Raw genomic sequence first — 15,389 nt, 5'->3', positions numbered from 1 at the left:
ATACGACATTTTATGGAACGACCTGCCCAAAGAGGTCCAGGAGCAGCTCATGGACGAGGAGGAATCCCTGTGAGTACACTGATTTGTTCTTTTGATGGCCTGCACGACAACAGAGTCCTGCGCTACTGCGCTGACTTTGAAGCCCACACACTGCACATGGATACCCAGTCCGAGACCGGAGAGAAAGTATCCGTTCGCTTCACCGGCCTGCTGGCCTACTGGTTTGAAAATGTGGTCCAGGACAACATCCTCTTCGGCATGGACGAGATCACCGTGGACGGTTTTTTTGAACAGTACAAAGACCTTCTGGGCGGGGCCATCTCTTACGGCTTTCCCGCCTGCTGCAGCATCGAGGAACTGCGGAAACGCATGGAACGGGAGCACATCCGGGTATTTGTCATCGACTCTTCCCTTGGGCTGTGCGGATTTGTACTGGCTCAGGAGGTGGAACTGCAATGTCCATAACTGCCTATAAAGTGGAAGCCGTCGGTCATGACCGAACCGGCAAGGACTTCGGTTATGTGAATATCATGTACCGATACGGCAACAAGCAGTCCTGTCCCCGGCCAGATCAATGTGAAAAGATGGAGGTCATGTGGGCGGACGAGAGCGTCTATGGGCCGCCTGCTCCTGGCAGCAAGGTGGGCGACTTTATACAGACATGGCTGATGGGCTCCTGGGACTGCGGAGTATTTACCCACCGGGAGATTGCCCAGCGGCTCATGGATACCTTCACCGGTCTGAAGATCAAGGAACTGGCGTGGTTTGAGAACCCCAGAGAAAAGACTCTGAAAAATGGTAAACCGCGTGCGCGCCGGGCCAAGTGGCTGCCGGACCGGGAGGTGGATCTGGTCTACCTCTATTCCGACCGCTATCTTGACGCCAGAAATCCCTCTCCCGCCGAAACCGACTTCTTCACCGTCACAAGGATGGATGCCTGGGGCGTGAGTACCTGGTTCATGTGTACCCCAGAAGCCGCCGAGAAGCTGATCGCCATGGATTACGACAATCTGGCCGTCAAGGAAACCACCATTGTAGGATAGGAGGAATGCGGTATGAAGGTGCTGAGCGTGGTGGGCGACACACCAGGCTGGACCTATATCAGCGAGATTTTCCATGAAATGCTTCCTGCCAGCACCCAGGAGGCTGTCCGCCATCCAGAATTGGCGGCCGAAAAAACGAAAGCGGCACTGGAACCGATCCTGCTGGAGCGGTTCTCCCATCTGGATTTTGATTTCTGCTTTTGTTTCCGGTGTCTCGACCGAGATTCCGGCTGGGTGTCCAAGGCAAGGCTCAGTAAAAACGATGATTCTCACAGCTGGTACACCCTTAACCATGTAGAGCAAGCATCACGCTCTCTGGGGATGGATATTGTGGTCTATACAGAAGATGTAATTCCTATCAAGAACGATAAGGATGCCCAAAAGCGACTGCTGGGCACAGAATTTTGGCCTTTCCTGCAAAAGACTCTGCCCAAATATAAAAAGAAGATCCCCATGACGGATAAAGATTTGGAACTGCTGCTCTCCACCCTGCATGACTGGCTGGCGCGGCAGGGATGGATTACTGAGGAAGGAGCGCAGACATAGATGATGACTTTGGAACAACTGCCTCCCAAGGGCGTAAAGCGAGAACAGGCCATTTTGGAGCTGGGCAAGGATGAAGCAAACGGCGAACTGCTTTTCCAGCTTGTGAATACAGAAAAGGGCAAGTGCAAAACGGCTGCTCAGAAGGCCTTGGCGCATCTGGAGTATGCCCCTGCTGCCCCACTGTGGGCCAAGCTGGTCAAGGGCAAATGGATGGGCAGCAATATCATGTCGGATGCCTGTTCCGACTGTGTATCGGAGCAGATTGCCCCAGTTATTCTAAAGACTCTCTCCCTGCTGCTGGACGAGGGGGACACAAAGCCACTGAATATAGAACAACTGAACTTCTGTTTCCATTTGATGTTGGGGAAAGCCTCGCCTAAAATGCTGGAGGTCTACCGCTTCCTGGCGGAAAACACCCAGCGGATCGCCCAGTTGAAACGCACGCCTGTTTATTCTGATGATGATTGTACCTCCTGGTGGATTACGGACGGGCTTCGCATTTGGGATGCCACACCCAAGGAAAAAGAGAAAATTCCCGCTGTGGTGCTGACCGCCTCCCTGATCCGTAACCCGGATGAGCGACTGCAAGCATTGGCTGATGAACTGAATGAACGCTACGGCGGCAGCTGGCTGATGCCGGTCTTTATGAAGGCGATCATCACCCAGCCCAAGGAGCAGGTGTACGAGACCTATTCGCCCCTTCTGGATACGCCGCAAAAAGGCTATTTGTTCCATGCGCTGGGAATGCTCCATTACCGCTGTTATCCGGAAGGCTGGACCTATGAACGCCTGGGCCCGGATGGAATGATCGCTCTGATTTTCTGGGGGGATTATAGCTATGGAACCTATGACACAAGGTTTATGATTGAACGCTATGTGGATCTGGATGAGCGCTGGCTCTTTGATTTGGCCAAGGACCCAGAGGGCCGCAAACCTACGGTGACATGGCAGACCTACAACCGGGGCGGTGTGCTATATGGAAGCTACGACGAAATGTTCATCAGCCTGCTGCCCCTCAAGGTGGAGAACCCGGAACTGAAGCGCGTTCTGTGGGACTATTTCCGCATCCGTAGCCAGAAAAAGAAGGTGGCCAAAAGCATCACGGTTTACCAAGATGCCGCCGAGCGGTTTGGCGATTAAGCGGGAATGGAGAGACTGCCCGAAGGGGTGATACGGCATGATCGGGACGGATGAAAACCGGGCGGTGCTCTATGTGGAGGTCACCTTCTGGAGCGGCAAGCGAAAGGCGCCTCCAAGTCTTGTTAGTGGGAAATACCGTCCCCACTTCGTGGTCAAGGGGACTGCCGACTATCTGGGCGTCTGTTTCCTGGATGGAAGCGAGTGCGCCTTTGATGAACCGGCATTGGGCAACGCCCAGCCCCTCTACCCGGATACTGTGGACTATGGCCCTCTGGCCGACGGCGCGGAGTTCCTGATCTATGAAGGGGCCAACGCCGTAGGGGAAGGCCGGGTGCTGGGCCGGACTATCCCCCATCCAGTAAAGAAACAGAGGAAGTAAGCGCCCCTGTAATCGAGGGCGAGTTTGAGGAATAAGGAGTAAAGCCATGACATCAATAGACTTTCTGAACAAGGTACATAAAAGCCTGGACTCGCAGGAATATAGCCTTTCTTATTCTCCAGCCAAGTCCAAGAATTATATGTTGTACTGCAACGGCAACTTCATCGGTGGCCTGTTCGATGAGGAGTTGTGCTTCGTCTACGCCGACAGTGTGAGTGAACTCCTGGGGCAGCCGGAACCCGTCTACCGTGGCTACTCCAGTACCGCCCAGCACAGGATGCTGGTGATCCCGGAGGAACACTGGGCAAAGGCGCTGAAACTGCTCTATGCCGAGAAATTTGACTGGAGCCGTTTGGTGTACGACATCACATACACCAGCATTGGCGCGGCTGTGGTGGAGGACTTCTACGACGAGAATGTGGTATTCCTGCGCTTCTGCTTTGAAAAGGAGTTGCTGAAAAAGAACCCTCTGGACCGGCGGAGCCGGATCATTCGGATGGTCTATCTCAATCAGGATCTGACAAAAGCGGGCAAAGTTCTATTCCCCAGACTGCTGCAAAAGTTCCTTGTTTTTACAGACCGTGGCGGGAAAACCAGTTTGGAAACCATGCTGAATCGGTGGTACACCGCGCTGGAGAAGGAATACCACAGTAAAGCAGAGGGATAAGGAGGCACAGAGATGAAACTGAACTGTAAACGCATTGATTTTACATACACGCCTGGCGAGGAGATCTTCACCTTTCCCGAGGAATCGGGACTACCCTTTATCTTCGATGTAGAGGAAGAACTGACCGGCGATCCTGCCGCCATGGATGCGGTGGGAGAAATGCTGGATGAGGCGGAGAAATTGGCGGAGAAGGCCAAAGCCGCCATCAAAGCAGCACTGGCGGACGAGGACAGCCGCTACCATAGCGTTGTGACATTTTTCATGGAGTTCCACCGGGACGATGTAGGCCCGGATATTGCGGCGGAACTTTTTCCGGGAACCGACCCATTCAAGCTGTCCTTTGCCGAGATGGTGGACTTTTTGAAGCTCAAGCGGTTCGGCAGTCTGGTGGATGACGAGATGGATCAGCAAGTTTTCATTATGGACCTGTCCTTCAACCCGGAGATCACCGACGAGCTGATGGTAATCTACTTTGACTTAAACCAGGAGATTTTCTGTATTACTCATGAAAGCTGAGGAGATATCCCATGATCAAAGAACGCATCCCCATTTCCGGCGATCTCAAAAGCAAGGTCAAGCAGCTGATGGAGTACGCCGGATGGCAGGAAGGGCGAAAAGTGGACATCTCCATTGCGGAGAAGTATTACGCCGATCATGGCGTCCCAATGATGAAGACCACCCAGCGGTTCTACCGCAAGTATTTCGGCCTGTGCTGTGAGTGGTACCTGGAGCAGAAAAAACTGAACTGGGCGGCTGACTTCCAATTCGCTCTGTTTCCTTACCTGGTCAACGGGATCAAAAACCATTTGGAAGAAGCCTATTTTCGGGATATGTCCGGCTGTGAACTGGCAGAGGTAGAACAGGCTGCCGGTGAAAAATGCCAGCCTATCGGTCATATCGGCTACTACTACCCGGCGGAGGTTTGGATCTCTGAGTACGGGAAACTGTATGCGAAATATGAGTACCAGGATGAGATTGAGTGCTTTCCAGATGTGTTTGCCCTGATTGAGCGGGACCTGCGGCAGTGTAAATTTGATTCCGCTGCCATGAAAACGGTTGAGGCACTGGATGGAAAACTATGAAACAGGACTTTACTATTTGGCGCAATCAAATATTGCAGAATCCGCGGGACATTTCACCGCTGAAATTCGGAATATCGCAGGATGAGGTCATAGAAATCTTCGGGAATCCTGATGCTGTTTCCACCATGAGAAGCGACGGAAAACCTTTGATCCTCAAATATCATGACATTGAACTGCATTTCGACAGAAAGGCCCCTCATGGGCTCTACTTAGTTTACAGCGACGATGAGATCGAGCTGAGCATAACAGATCATCACGAAGAACTGCTGCAGCCGATCACCAGAACAGAGCCGGTGGACAATGAGTTTTTCCTTCAAGATGGAGCCATTTATTTCTCTGGCCTATATGAAAACGGCTTGTTGAAGGGTGTTTTGCCCAAAGACTTCTGCTGCTGGCATTACTGGGGCAAGTCCTCTGCGGACTGCTTTCTCGGTGGGATTCGCCTGCGTGGAGCAGACCCGGCATCGTTTCGGGTGTTAAACTATGCCTACGCGATGGACAAAACAGCCGTCTACACTACCAGCGGGAGAATCCCAGATGTAGAGCTGACAACCTTCCAGGTGTTGGACAATGGCCAGAACGATTCGGGTGCGCCACAGGGATATGCAAAGGACAGCCGGCAGGTCTACTTCCACAACGGAGACGGCAAGGTGAAGATCATCAAAGGCGCAGAAGTTTCCTCTTTCCGCTCGTTGGGCGATACCTATTTTGCCAGGGATGAGAAACGGATCTATGCTTACGGTAAGCAGCTTCCCAAGGCGGATCTGCCCTCATGGGAATTGCTCAGTCACTGGTATTCCCGCGATGCCAGGCGGGTGTACTACCTCAACCGGGAGATTAAAGGGGCGGATCGGGACAGTTTTACGGTATGCACTCCGCCAGACGCACCACCGCTTTCCGATCATCTGGCCCGTGACAAGGAACATTTTTACCAAAACGATGAGATGATTGAAGAACCGCTGTGGCTGGAAAGGCTGCATGAGTTAAAAACAGAACAGTAGACGGAGGAAAACGGCTATGGATTATTTGAAAGCACTGCGTGATGACCCTGATTTGGCAGAGAAGTTTGATTCCCTTTTTGACTTTTTCCTGCTGGATGAGTTGTCCCCGAGGGATGATGCGGAAGGCCGATACACCTTCTCACTGCCCGGTATGGCCTTTGCCAGAGATGGCTCAGGCGGTGAATACCATTTGCTGGAGGATGGCTCCATCGGCTATAACGGCAGCGAAGGTGAGGCAGGCCGTCTGGCTGAGAACATGGATGCTCTCTTTTCTCTGCTGGTAAACAGTATTTGCTGGCATGACTATTGTAACGCAAAGGAGTATGTGGATTTCAAAACATTGGAGGAATATGGGCAACGGCAGCGCGGCATCATCTTGGAAGATGTTGACGCGGACAGCTGGCGGCGGGTCGCGGATGCTCTTGGTATCCCTACCGGTGAGCCACTGGCTCCGGTTCTGGAGCGGTTCCGCAAAGCAACACAGCGACAGCCTCTGTATCAGTGTATTTTCCATGAGGATGATGGCAGCCTGACCGAATCATACGGCCTGATGTTTGAATGAGAAAGGAACAATCCCTATGAAAGCATTTGATTCCAACTACAAACTGCTGGACGAGATGTATCAGGACGATTACTATCCTGCCTTTCTGGTGGACAAGGTAAAGGACGAGCTTCAGAAGGTCATCGACCTGCTGGAGAGCGGCGAAACCGACACCGAAGTGGTGCAGGAGACGCTGGACGAAGCGGTCTGCGGCATCAATGATCTCCAGGAGGAATTTGACGACAACGACAGCGAGATCGAAACCGTGGCGCGGGAATGCATTGCAGCAAATGTGGCCTACATTCTGGAGTGGTTCAACATCCCCATTGATACCGAGGAGGCCATCCGGGAAAGGGACTGGTGAACCTCATGGCAGAAAAAGAACTGGCCGTCTGTGATGAGTGCGGCAGCCTGTTTTTGAAAGGCTCCTCACAGATGATGGGTCTGTGCCCGGAATGCGCTCATGTTCTCTATGGCTACCCAAATTGTCCCCACCATTTTCAGAATGGCCGGTGTGTGAACTGCTACTGGGACGGCTCTAAGAGCGAGTACATTAAGAAACACGACAAACAGGAGAAAGCCATTATGCCGACTACCGAATGGCTGAACAAATACGAATCCATAAAGGACAAACTGGCCTGCAAAACGGACCTGGACGCCTATTTTACAGAAAAAGTGATTGGGAATATGGGTGTGGATGTGCTGGACATTGGCGCCGTCAATTTCCCAACAGGAACGATTTTCGCCTGCGATCCTCTGGTGGAGCTGGAGGACACGCCGCCCTTTATCCAGACGATCCCCGCCGGGACTTATCCGGTGAAGATCTGCGTGGTGCCCAGTGAGAAATACGGCGACTGCTACGCCTGCGTCAAGGTGGAGGTCAGCCGGGAAAAGCCTGTCCGCTATGAGCTGGGCATGACCGGCCAAGAGGATCTGGTTGAGGAGCCGAGCGAGGACGAGTATTTTGGCTTTGGCGTAGACACTGGTATGGGCTGCGTTGCGGACATCCAGACCCAGGCGGCCTTCAAGACCTACTGGGCCAAGCGTCTGGAAGAAGACCCGGACATCGACCCCTACAACGACCTGTTCTGCGATCTTCTCAAGGAAAACGCCAAAGCCCACCCCAAATATCAGGGGGACTACGGCGACTGGCTCAACTGGACGGTGCCGGACACGGACTGCAATCTGCCCATCTTCGCCTCCGGCTCTGGTGACGGTTACGGTTACTATCCCGTCTACTTCGGCTATGACGCAAAAGGTGAAATCTGCGCCGTGTATGTGCGCTTCATCGACATTGAAGCTAACTGTAAGAAGCAGGTGTAAGGAGGGAAACAGCGATGGAATGGCCAAAACGGGCGCGGACAGTGAGCTGGGAGAGCGGTGTCCTGACCTTAGACGGAGAAAAGCAGTTTGAAGTCCCGGAACTGACCGCAGAGATCATGGATCAGCTGGCCGGTTACGCCCTGGTGGGCTTCCATGTGAAAGGCTATCCGGTGACGGATGAACTGCTCGCCCCCTTTGCCGGACATAAAAGCATGGCCAACGTCGGCGTGGAGGACGGGGTGCTCACCGACGCCTGCTTCCCCATCTTTTCTGCCATGCCCAAGCTGCGCTATCTGCTGCTGGACGGCAACGCCGGAATCAACGGCAGTGGTCTGGCCTCCCTGCGGGAGTGTAAAATAGATCTGTTGACGCTCAACCGCACCGGGCTGGATGATGCCAGTCTGCTCCAGGCGGCCTCCATCCCCAAGCTCTCCCACATCCAGATCGACCATACCGCCGTTACCTATGAGGGCCTGCTGGCCATCGCTGGCAACAACCGCATCGAGCCGGTGGCCCATGTGCAATTCACCAAGGAGCAGATGGAACACTTCTCCCAGCTCCAGCGGGAAAAGGCAAAAAAGCCCGTCCAACTGGACGGGCAGGCGGCGGCGGAATGCCGCAGGGTGCTGTCCGCTTTCTTTGCCGAGATGACGCAGTGGGAGCAGTACATGGAGCATGCCGGTTTTGAAGATGCCGAGGCTGTGCCCCGCCTGCTGGCGATCTGGGATAAGTATGTGAGCGAAAAGCCCCGTCCGGGCTACCGTCCTCTGGGCCTCTCCTACAGCGCCCAGGGCACCTACAACGGGGAAGAATTCCTTGACGCGGAGCAGATCACCAAAAACAAACTCTACATCTACACCAGGGAGAAAAACACCGGCTTTGACCGCCGCTTTCTCATGAAACGGGTGGGCGATAACTGGATGATCGACGGGGTTCAGGAGCGGCTGGACGGCTGGCAGCGCACGGGTTTGTGAGGCATCACATGGCTTGGGAATATGAAACTTTTGGCCCAGACGGTCAATGCAAATTGTTTGGTGTGAACATCTTTGACTACGACTGGCAAACCACCGGCAAGCGAGTAAAAGTCAAAGACCCGATCTATAGCCAAGACCATACCTTCGAGGTCTGGCAGGTAGAGATTGACGGGCAGATCCACCGCTTTGCCGCCGGGGAGTTCTCCAACTGTGTATGGGGATTCTATCTGGAAAAGAACGGATGAGAGGAGCGTGGCGCCATGAAAGCCAACGCCGGAGAGGTCTATACAGTCTATAACCAATATCTGAAACGCTACACCGCCTGCCAGGTGGCCTATATTGCGCCGCCGGACACGGTGAGCAAAGAATCTTGGGCGGTGGTCCTCTCTCTGGATTGGGTGGGCGACGCCCCTCTGACTGCGGAGGAACTGCCCCATCTCCGCCCGCTCTACAAGGACTTCATGTACTGGTCCCGCGACCTCCATCTGCTGCGGGTACCGTTGGAGGTCCCGCCCCAGTATAAGCTGGTGGGCACACTTCCGCCCTTCACCGACCAGTCCTGCCGCTCCTATGGAGGCTGGAGTGACGGCTATGATGTGTACCTCCAGATCCGGTGGCAGGCCATTCCGGAGGAACGGCGGCGGGCCTTCAAGGAGGCCATGGAGAGCGAAGAGAAAACGGAGATCGGCGGTATCCCGGTGAAGGTCAGCAGCCATCGGGTGACGGACCAGTACGAACCATTCGATTCGGCGCTGGAACTAAAGGCGCTGCCTTGCCTCTCCACCCTTATCTGCGAGCGGTGGCACCCGGATCTGCTGGAGTTTTTGCGAGAAAACCCCTTTGTTGATGAAGTGACTTTGCTGAACCACGGTCAGAGGACACTTGATCTGCGAGGCACCAGCATCAGAAAGCTGATGCTGGATATGACCGGGCTGGAGGAACTGTGGCTGTGTGAGGGAACGGAGCTGCTCCTGTTCCAGAACAAGGGGCCGGACGCCTGTGCCATCCATGCCCCCGAAGATGGCAGCGGTTTGACCCTCCAATTTATCGGAGAATACCGCCCGCACACGGAACTGCCGAACCTACGAGGGCTGCATGGCATCGAGCTGAAGGACTTTGATTTGACCGGACTTGCTGCTGTTCATCCCCACCTGAAGGAACTGAGGCTCTGGGGCGCGCCGGGAAACCTGGGGAACTTTTCCGCTGTGGGAGGGTTCCGGGAACTGACGAACCTCTCCACCTTTGACCTGTTCGGCTTCGGCGCAGCTGACATCCCCACCCCGGAGCAGATGCCGGAGCTTCGCTGGTTCTGGATGACCAGCCTGCCGGAGACGGCGGCAAAAGCGGCAAAGCAGCTCTGGAAAAGCAAGCCGGGAATGGACCTGCGGATCACCAAGCCCCGGAAACCGGAGTGGCTGGCGCAAAACCTGGACAATCCCTTTCGAGGCTGGGATGGTGCGGAGCATATTCCTGCCGCTGCTGCGAAAAAGGCAGCCAATCAATACCGCAAGACCCGTTCCCAGCTGATGAAGCTGGCCGCTGCGCCGGGTGAGGACGCCCAGGCCCAGGCGCTTGATGCGGTGACAGCCTACACCCAGACCTTCAACAAGATGGGCTTTATCGAAACCGAGGAACGGGATGAAATTTACATGGCTCTGCGGGGTATCCTGGACGCCCTGCCGGGCGATATGCTCCAGAAAGATTCCCTGATTGAGAAGTTTGATGAGCTTCGAGATTTTTGAGGAGGGCTGAGGATGGAGCAGAAAGTGATTTACAACGGCCAAATTCTTACCCTGACGCGGTTTTGGGCGACGGGAGAGCCTTGCCTGTGGATCACCGACCCGGAGCAGATCGGGATGCCTAAAATGGAATTTGTGGGAGGCCACCCAGATGAATACTGCATTTTCCTGAAAAATCTGACTGAAGCAGAGCTGGCACAGATCACATCCCTGGACGGCGTTCCACTGGATATGAAAGAAGAACGAAACGACATTGAATGAGGTGAACACCATGGAATCGATTAGAAACCCACTTCCCAAGCCGCCAAAATACATAGATGTGGACTATATGACTTTGCCTGACATCGACAGCAACCCGCTGTTCTATGATGAGGACGCACAGGAGATCACGGCCTATTGGACTGACGGGAAAATGGTCTACTGGCGTTTTGCCCCGGTGTCCAAGGATGTAGCGCATTTTGTCTGGTTCAATAATCTCTTTGCCAAGGATAGCAAACACTGTTTTCTCCATGGCCACAAGCTGCGGAATGTGGATCACGCCTCGTTCACGGCACTCAATAACTGCTACGCCAGGGATTGTAAAAGTGTCTGGACGACCGGCGGCCGGTTTGAGCCGGAGGACATCAGCTCTTTCGTTGTCTGTGATGATGGAGTCAAACTGATTAAAATTGAAGAGATCCGGACCATGTCCGATGGGACACAGCGCCCCATCCGGCTGCGGATTCCCTACGGATATGCCAAGGACAGCAAGGCCGTGTACTATGAGAACTTTGCCGGCAAGATCAAGATCCTGAAAAAGGCCGACCCCGCCACCTTCGTCTCCAACAACGACGGCTATTTCGCATGGGACGCCAGGTTCATCTTCTGGGGCGGTTATCTGCTGCCGAAAGCCGACCTGCAATCCTGGCGGATCGTGAATGCACGAAAGGGCCTCTCAAGGGATGATAAGCACTTCTATATCCTGAATAAACTGGTTACAGAAGAAGAATGGAACCAGAAACTGCTCGGATAAGAAAGGACAAACCCTATGGCTCTACAAGATAAGAAAATAATGCCTCCCCCTTGGCTGGCCCACCGGGAGATCGAGCGATACTCCATTGGCTGGCGCATGGGCTATGGTGAGGATTACATAGACCGATTTGGCGATTGGCTGGACACCCTCTCCCCGGAGGAGCGGACGGAATACCGCACTCTCTTTCCCGAGCCGGTGACCTGGAAGGGCTGGTGGGAGGACGAGGACACTGGTGAAGTGCTGGTACACGGCGACTTCCTGGTGGAGGCGTGGCAGCCAGAGGGCAGGCCCAAGTACACCCGCCAGTGGCTCCAGCAGGAGTTTGCCGCCGGACGGAGGCGGGAGCTGTGCCTGTTCTGGGGCCATCAGCCATCCCAGGACGGCCAGCTGACAAAAAGCTGTCTCAGCCAGTGGTGGATGGAGGACTTTTATACGATGGCTGACTCCTACTTCTACACGGAACAGTATATGATGGCGAGCAAAGCCCAGCTGTTTGGCGACGAGGAGATCCGAAAGGAGATCCTGGCGTGTAGCGATCCGAGGCAGATCAAAGCCTTGGGCCGCAGGGTACGGGGCTTTGACCAGAAGGTGTGGGACAAGTTCAAATACGCCATTGTGTTGCTTGGTAACTGGCACAAATTCAGCCAGAACCGGGATCTGCGGGAGTTTCTCCTCTCCACCGGAGACAGCGTGCTGGTGGAGGCCAGCCCCTATGACAATATCTGGGGCATCCGCCTCTCGGCCAGCTCCCCGGAGGCTCAGGACCCGATGAAGTGGCGTGGACAGAACCTGCTGGGCTTTGCCCTGATGGAGGTGCGGGACGAGCTGCGCCGGGTGACACAGAATGAAATGCTTTGCGATTGGAGTACGGTATGGCAACAATGAAACTCTATGAACTGGTGAACCACTACCATGTGGGCACGGAGCTGACCTGTGCCGAGGCGATGTTCATGGCCTGCAACGAGTATTACCACCTAAATTTGTCGGAGGAGACCCGGAAAATGTTCTCCGTCATGGGCCTTGGGATGCAGACGGAGCAGTCCTGCTGCGGCGCCTTCACCGTGGCGGTGGGGATCATCGGTCTGATGACCGCCAAAGAGGGCCAGACCGATGTGAGCAACATGGAAGGCTACCAGATGATCGCCGAATTGACGGACTTCATGCTGAGCTTCTACGGCACGCTCCACTGTGTCGAGCTGCAAAGGCTGGAGATCGTGGGCTACGAAAACCCCTGCCACGCCATTGTGGAGGTGCTGGCCAAAAAGCTGGAGGAACTGTTGGCGAACCGCAGGATCTTTTGCCCGGCAAACGGAGGACAACTGAGCTGCTGATGTGCCGGAAAGCGAGGGATTACATGAAAGATTTTTCCCAATACGGAAACAGACCGGACGACCAGTGGGAGATGCTGCCCTGGATACCCGATCCGCGTCCGCCTTTCAAAATCTGGGTGAAGCCGGAGCAGATCGCGCCATTCTTCCTCATTCCCCACCACCCCTATGCCATCTCCCTTCTGCTGAAAATCAACGATGGATTCCGGACGGAAGAATTCCGTCGGCTGGGACTGACTGGAAGCAGCGGAGACTGGGAGCGGCTGGTCCGGGGCGTGATACGGGAGTTCGAGGAAAACAACAGCGGTGTGGGTCTGTTTCACTTCGACTCTGACGAGGATGTGTTCTGCGTGTATTCCCAATACATCGACGATTTGATGATGCTGGCCAAAATGATCCGAGTAGCCTGTGCCGATGAAAAAGCGATGCGGACTTATCTTGGCAAGATCGAGTACATCAAGCTCTTTTGGGAGGGCGCACCGGAGGGAGAACCACCGGTCATCCTCTATGAAGTGGATACAGACAATGAGCGGCTGGCCCTCCGCTCCATTGACATTTTTGCAGATGGCAGCACCCACAACATCCCTGACCTTTACGACGGCGTGATAGAGATATTGCCCATTCCAACCGCGGAAGAATTCAATGCCCATGTCTGGGGCGAGGAATTCCACGCCTGCATCATAGAGCAGGCGGAATTTGAGGCCATCTGGGAAAGCCGATTTTATAGCGGAGCGTTTTGAAAAGCGAGGAATGACAATGGTTGAAATCAATCGTGTCTGGCTCAATGTGGATACAGACACAAACAAAATCACACTATTCAGCCGCCCCCGTGTATCCATCCGCGTGGATGAGTACATTTGGAGTTTGATCGAAGAAAATATCGTGAAGCCCCATAAGCTCATGCGAAGCGAAAAGCATAGGTATCTGCTGAAAATTTCGTTTGACCGATTTGATCCAGTGCGGCACCAATATTATCCACTTTCCCCGTACAACGGGCCACTTCGGGAAGGCGTCAAGCCGGACAGCGCAAACGGATGGTATCCCCGTGAGGACTTTGCAGACTCTGAGGAACGCACCACCTGGTTCTCTCCCGATAAAATCTGGACAAACTGCGGCAACAAGGTTCTGGATGTCAATATTGATGCCGCCAATGTGAGCGAGAGCATCACCCCCAGAGAATACGCAGACTTGCTGTTCGATGGGATTGGTGCTGCACTGGTGTTTAACTTCAAAAGGCTCAAGCGCGAGGAGTTTGATGAGCTGAAATCCAAGATCAACTGGAGCATGGTAGAAAGTTTCCCATTCCCCGCATCCTTTGAGGAACAACAGTACATTGGGGACGAGGGCAAAATTCATGTGTATTCCTGGGATGGCCGACAGGAAACGAACCTTGTAGGCCCTTATTCTGTGCGGGATTTATATCTGGACCATTTCGGAAAATTGTGAGGTGAGCACATGGCAAAGGGCATCCGTGAACGCCTGCTGGAGCAGGCAATAAAGTTCCATCAATGGCAGGAAGCCACTTATCCCGGCAAAACCGCTGAGGAGATCGGCGGTGAATGGGAAGTCGATTATCCATACTGGAATGACACTTACAGTGCCTTTTGCCATGTGTTGACCCAAATGGATGCAGAAACGGCAGACAGCGTCCTACTGGATGAGATGGTCTATCTGATCGCCAGGGACAACGAAGCGGAGGGGTTTATACAGGAGACCACTTCCCATCCCAAATGGTTCGAGTACCTCTGCCGCAGGGCCGCAGCCTCCAATGAGAGTGAGGCCAAGTGGCAGTTTGCCGCTTATCTGCCAGAATGTCCGTGCAGACAGGAAGTCAAAGACATGATCCTGGACTTCGCAAAGGACCCCAATGAATATGTGAGCCGGCGGGCGCTTTTGGCGATGCCCGCTCTGCGGCCTGACTGTGTGGAACAGTTCGCTCCGCTGTTCTGGGAGCGGAACTGTTATTCCCTCGAATTACAGGAATACCAGCGGATCGCTGTTCTGGTCTCGCTGGACGCCATCCATTCCGGCCTGCTTCCACAATACTTGGAGCAGGCCAAGCAGGATGGCAGGCGCTATCTGCTGGAACACGCAGAAAGGATCGAAGGAGGACTACTGTGAACGAAAATTTATTTCGCACTCAATTCGATCAACTGGAAACCACCGAGAAGCAGGCGCTGATGGAAAGCTTGGCTACTCGTTATGATATGACCTTTCTTGGCCTGCATACCTTTGACCGCTGGGGCCAGAGCAGCACCACCGGCATATTCGAGAAAGATGGCCGGGAGTATGTTTTCGTTCCCGGCGATACCGTCACCCTGGGCTGGGAACGGTTCGCCGTCGGGCTGGATCAGGAGAGCCGAGAGGAACTGGACTATCTGTTCCAGGAATGGGAGATGGAACAGGACCCGGAGGAGATGATCCGGGAAAGCATGGCTCCTGTTCGGCAGGCAGCCATTGGCCCCATGCTGGTGGGCCGGGAGCTGGAGGAACTGTGCTGGGAGCCGGTCACAATGGACGATCCCAGACTGTCCGCCCATCCTGACTGGCTGAAGCAGTTCCGGGAGTTTGCCTGGAGCGACCTTGACAGCCTTACTATGCACCAGTCAGCCCG

General features: G+C 54.3%; 22 protein-coding genes and 2 pseudogenes. All 24 read left to right on the top strand.

Features of this window, described 5'->3' with window-relative positions; genetic code table 11:
- Positions 1-69 precede the first annotated feature (69 nt).
- Positions 70-465, top strand: coding sequence for a hypothetical protein (locus B5E67_RS14400; RefSeq protein ID WP_087385811.1), 396 nt, complete (start codon positions 70-72; stop codon positions 463-465).
- Positions 456-1,043, top strand: coding sequence for a hypothetical protein (locus B5E67_RS14395; RefSeq protein WP_087385810.1), 588 nt, complete (start codon positions 456-458; stop codon positions 1,041-1,043). The genes B5E67_RS14400 and B5E67_RS14395 overlap by 10 nt, the downstream gene beginning before the upstream one ends.
- A gap of 12 nt (positions 1,044-1,055) precedes the next feature.
- The gene (locus B5E67_RS14390; protein WP_087385809.1) at positions 1,056-1,589 is read left to right on the top strand and encodes a hypothetical protein; all 534 of its coding nucleotides are present in this window, start codon (positions 1,056-1,058) and stop codon (positions 1,587-1,589) included.
- Positions 1,590-2,729: a hypothetical protein gene (locus B5E67_RS14385; RefSeq protein WP_087385808.1), complete on the top strand. Its 1,140-nt coding sequence runs from the start codon at positions 1,590-1,592 to the stop codon at positions 2,727-2,729. It abuts the gene before it with no gap.
- Between the two features lie 37 nt (positions 2,730-2,766).
- Entirely contained in the window at positions 2,767-3,108 is a 342-nt protein-coding gene (locus B5E67_RS14380) for a hypothetical protein (protein ID WP_087385807.1), read from the top strand.
- A gap of 46 nt (positions 3,109-3,154) precedes the next feature.
- Complete coding sequence (locus tag B5E67_RS14375; RefSeq protein ID WP_087385806.1) at positions 3,155-3,775, top strand: hypothetical protein; 621 nt, start codon at positions 3,155-3,157, stop codon at positions 3,773-3,775.
- Positions 3,776-3,787: 12 nt separating this feature from the next.
- The gene (locus B5E67_RS14370) at positions 3,788-4,291 is read left to right on the top strand and encodes a DUF2004 domain-containing protein (RefSeq protein WP_087385805.1); all 504 of its coding nucleotides are present in this window, start codon (positions 3,788-3,790) and stop codon (positions 4,289-4,291) included.
- Between the two features lie 11 nt (positions 4,292-4,302).
- A complete protein-coding gene (locus tag B5E67_RS14365; RefSeq protein WP_087385804.1) occupies positions 4,303-4,857 on the top strand; it encodes an SUKH-3 domain-containing protein in 555 nt (184 codons plus the stop codon).
- A complete protein-coding gene (locus B5E67_RS14360; RefSeq protein ID WP_087385803.1) occupies positions 4,854-5,858 on the top strand; it encodes a DKNYY domain-containing protein in 1,005 nt (334 codons plus the stop codon). Before B5E67_RS14365 ends, B5E67_RS14360 begins: the two co-directional genes overlap by 4 nt.
- Before the next feature lie 16 nt (positions 5,859-5,874).
- Positions 5,875-6,420: a hypothetical protein gene (locus B5E67_RS14355; protein WP_087385802.1), complete on the top strand. Its 546-nt coding sequence runs from the start codon at positions 5,875-5,877 to the stop codon at positions 6,418-6,420.
- Between the two features lie 16 nt (positions 6,421-6,436).
- Positions 6,437-6,763 carry a DUF5713 family protein gene (locus B5E67_RS14350; protein WP_087385801.1) on the top strand — a complete coding sequence of 109 codons (327 nt, stop codon included), beginning with the start codon at positions 6,437-6,439 and terminating at the stop codon, positions 6,761-6,763.
- Between the two features lie 5 nt (positions 6,764-6,768).
- The gene (locus tag B5E67_RS14345; protein WP_087385800.1) at positions 6,769-7,722 is read left to right on the top strand and encodes a DUF4241 domain-containing protein; all 954 of its coding nucleotides are present in this window, start codon (positions 6,769-6,771) and stop codon (positions 7,720-7,722) included.
- A 14-nt stretch (positions 7,723-7,736) separates the two neighbouring features.
- Complete coding sequence (locus tag B5E67_RS14340; protein ID WP_087385799.1) at positions 7,737-8,696, top strand: NTF2 fold immunity protein; 960 nt, start codon at positions 7,737-7,739, stop codon at positions 8,694-8,696.
- Positions 8,697-8,704: 8 nt separating this feature from the next.
- Positions 8,705-8,941 (top strand): hypothetical protein, encoded by a 237-nt coding sequence (locus tag B5E67_RS14335; protein WP_087303065.1) that lies wholly within the window; start codon positions 8,705-8,707, stop codon positions 8,939-8,941.
- Positions 8,942-8,956: 15 nt separating this feature from the next.
- Positions 8,957-10,438, top strand: a complete 1,482-nt coding sequence (locus tag B5E67_RS14330; RefSeq protein ID WP_087385798.1) for a hypothetical protein — start codon at positions 8,957-8,959, stop codon at positions 10,436-10,438.
- A gap of 12 nt (positions 10,439-10,450) precedes the next feature.
- The gene (locus tag B5E67_RS14325; protein WP_204246561.1) at positions 10,451-10,696 is read left to right on the top strand and encodes a hypothetical protein; all 246 of its coding nucleotides are present in this window, start codon (positions 10,451-10,453) and stop codon (positions 10,694-10,696) included.
- 10 nt (positions 10,697-10,706) lie between these two features.
- A complete protein-coding gene (locus tag B5E67_RS14320) occupies positions 10,707-11,447 on the top strand; it encodes a DKNYY domain-containing protein (RefSeq protein WP_087385796.1) in 741 nt (246 codons plus the stop codon).
- 15 nt (positions 11,448-11,462) lie between these two features.
- Positions 11,463-12,332, top strand: coding sequence for an NADAR family protein (locus B5E67_RS14315; protein WP_087385795.1), 870 nt, complete (start codon positions 11,463-11,465; stop codon positions 12,330-12,332).
- Entirely contained in the window at positions 12,320-12,778 is a 459-nt protein-coding gene (locus B5E67_RS14310) for a C-GCAxxG-C-C family protein (protein ID WP_242957032.1), read from the top strand. The genes B5E67_RS14315 and B5E67_RS14310 overlap by 13 nt, the downstream gene beginning before the upstream one ends.
- Positions 12,779-12,801: 23 nt before the next feature.
- A pseudogene (locus tag B5E67_RS16145) lies at positions 12,802-13,236 on the top strand (immunity 51 family protein); the annotation flags it as partial.
- Positions 13,222-13,515, top strand: a complete 294-nt coding sequence (locus B5E67_RS16140; protein WP_343286531.1) for a hypothetical protein — start codon at positions 13,222-13,224, stop codon at positions 13,513-13,515. The pseudogene B5E67_RS16145 and the gene B5E67_RS16140, both read left to right, overlap by 15 nt.
- Before the next feature lie 16 nt (positions 13,516-13,531).
- Positions 13,532-14,221 (top strand): hypothetical protein, encoded by a 690-nt coding sequence (locus B5E67_RS14300; protein WP_242957031.1) that lies wholly within the window; start codon positions 13,532-13,534, stop codon positions 14,219-14,221.
- A 9-nt stretch (positions 14,222-14,230) separates the two neighbouring features.
- Entirely contained in the window at positions 14,231-14,896 is a 666-nt protein-coding gene (locus B5E67_RS14295) for a hypothetical protein (protein WP_087385792.1), read from the top strand.
- Positions 14,893-15,389, top strand: a pseudogene (locus B5E67_RS14290) (hypothetical protein); the annotation flags it as partial. The gene B5E67_RS14295 and the pseudogene B5E67_RS14290, both read left to right, overlap by 4 nt.

Origin of the sequence: Faecalibacterium sp. An122 (genome assembly GCF_002160895.1) — a bacterium.
In the GTDB taxonomy this organism is placed as follows: Bacteria; Bacillota; Clostridia; order Oscillospirales; family Ruminococcaceae; genus Faecalibacterium.
The sequence above is the reverse complement of the archived record's forward strand: the minus strand, read 5'-3'. Positions and strand labels throughout refer to the sequence as shown.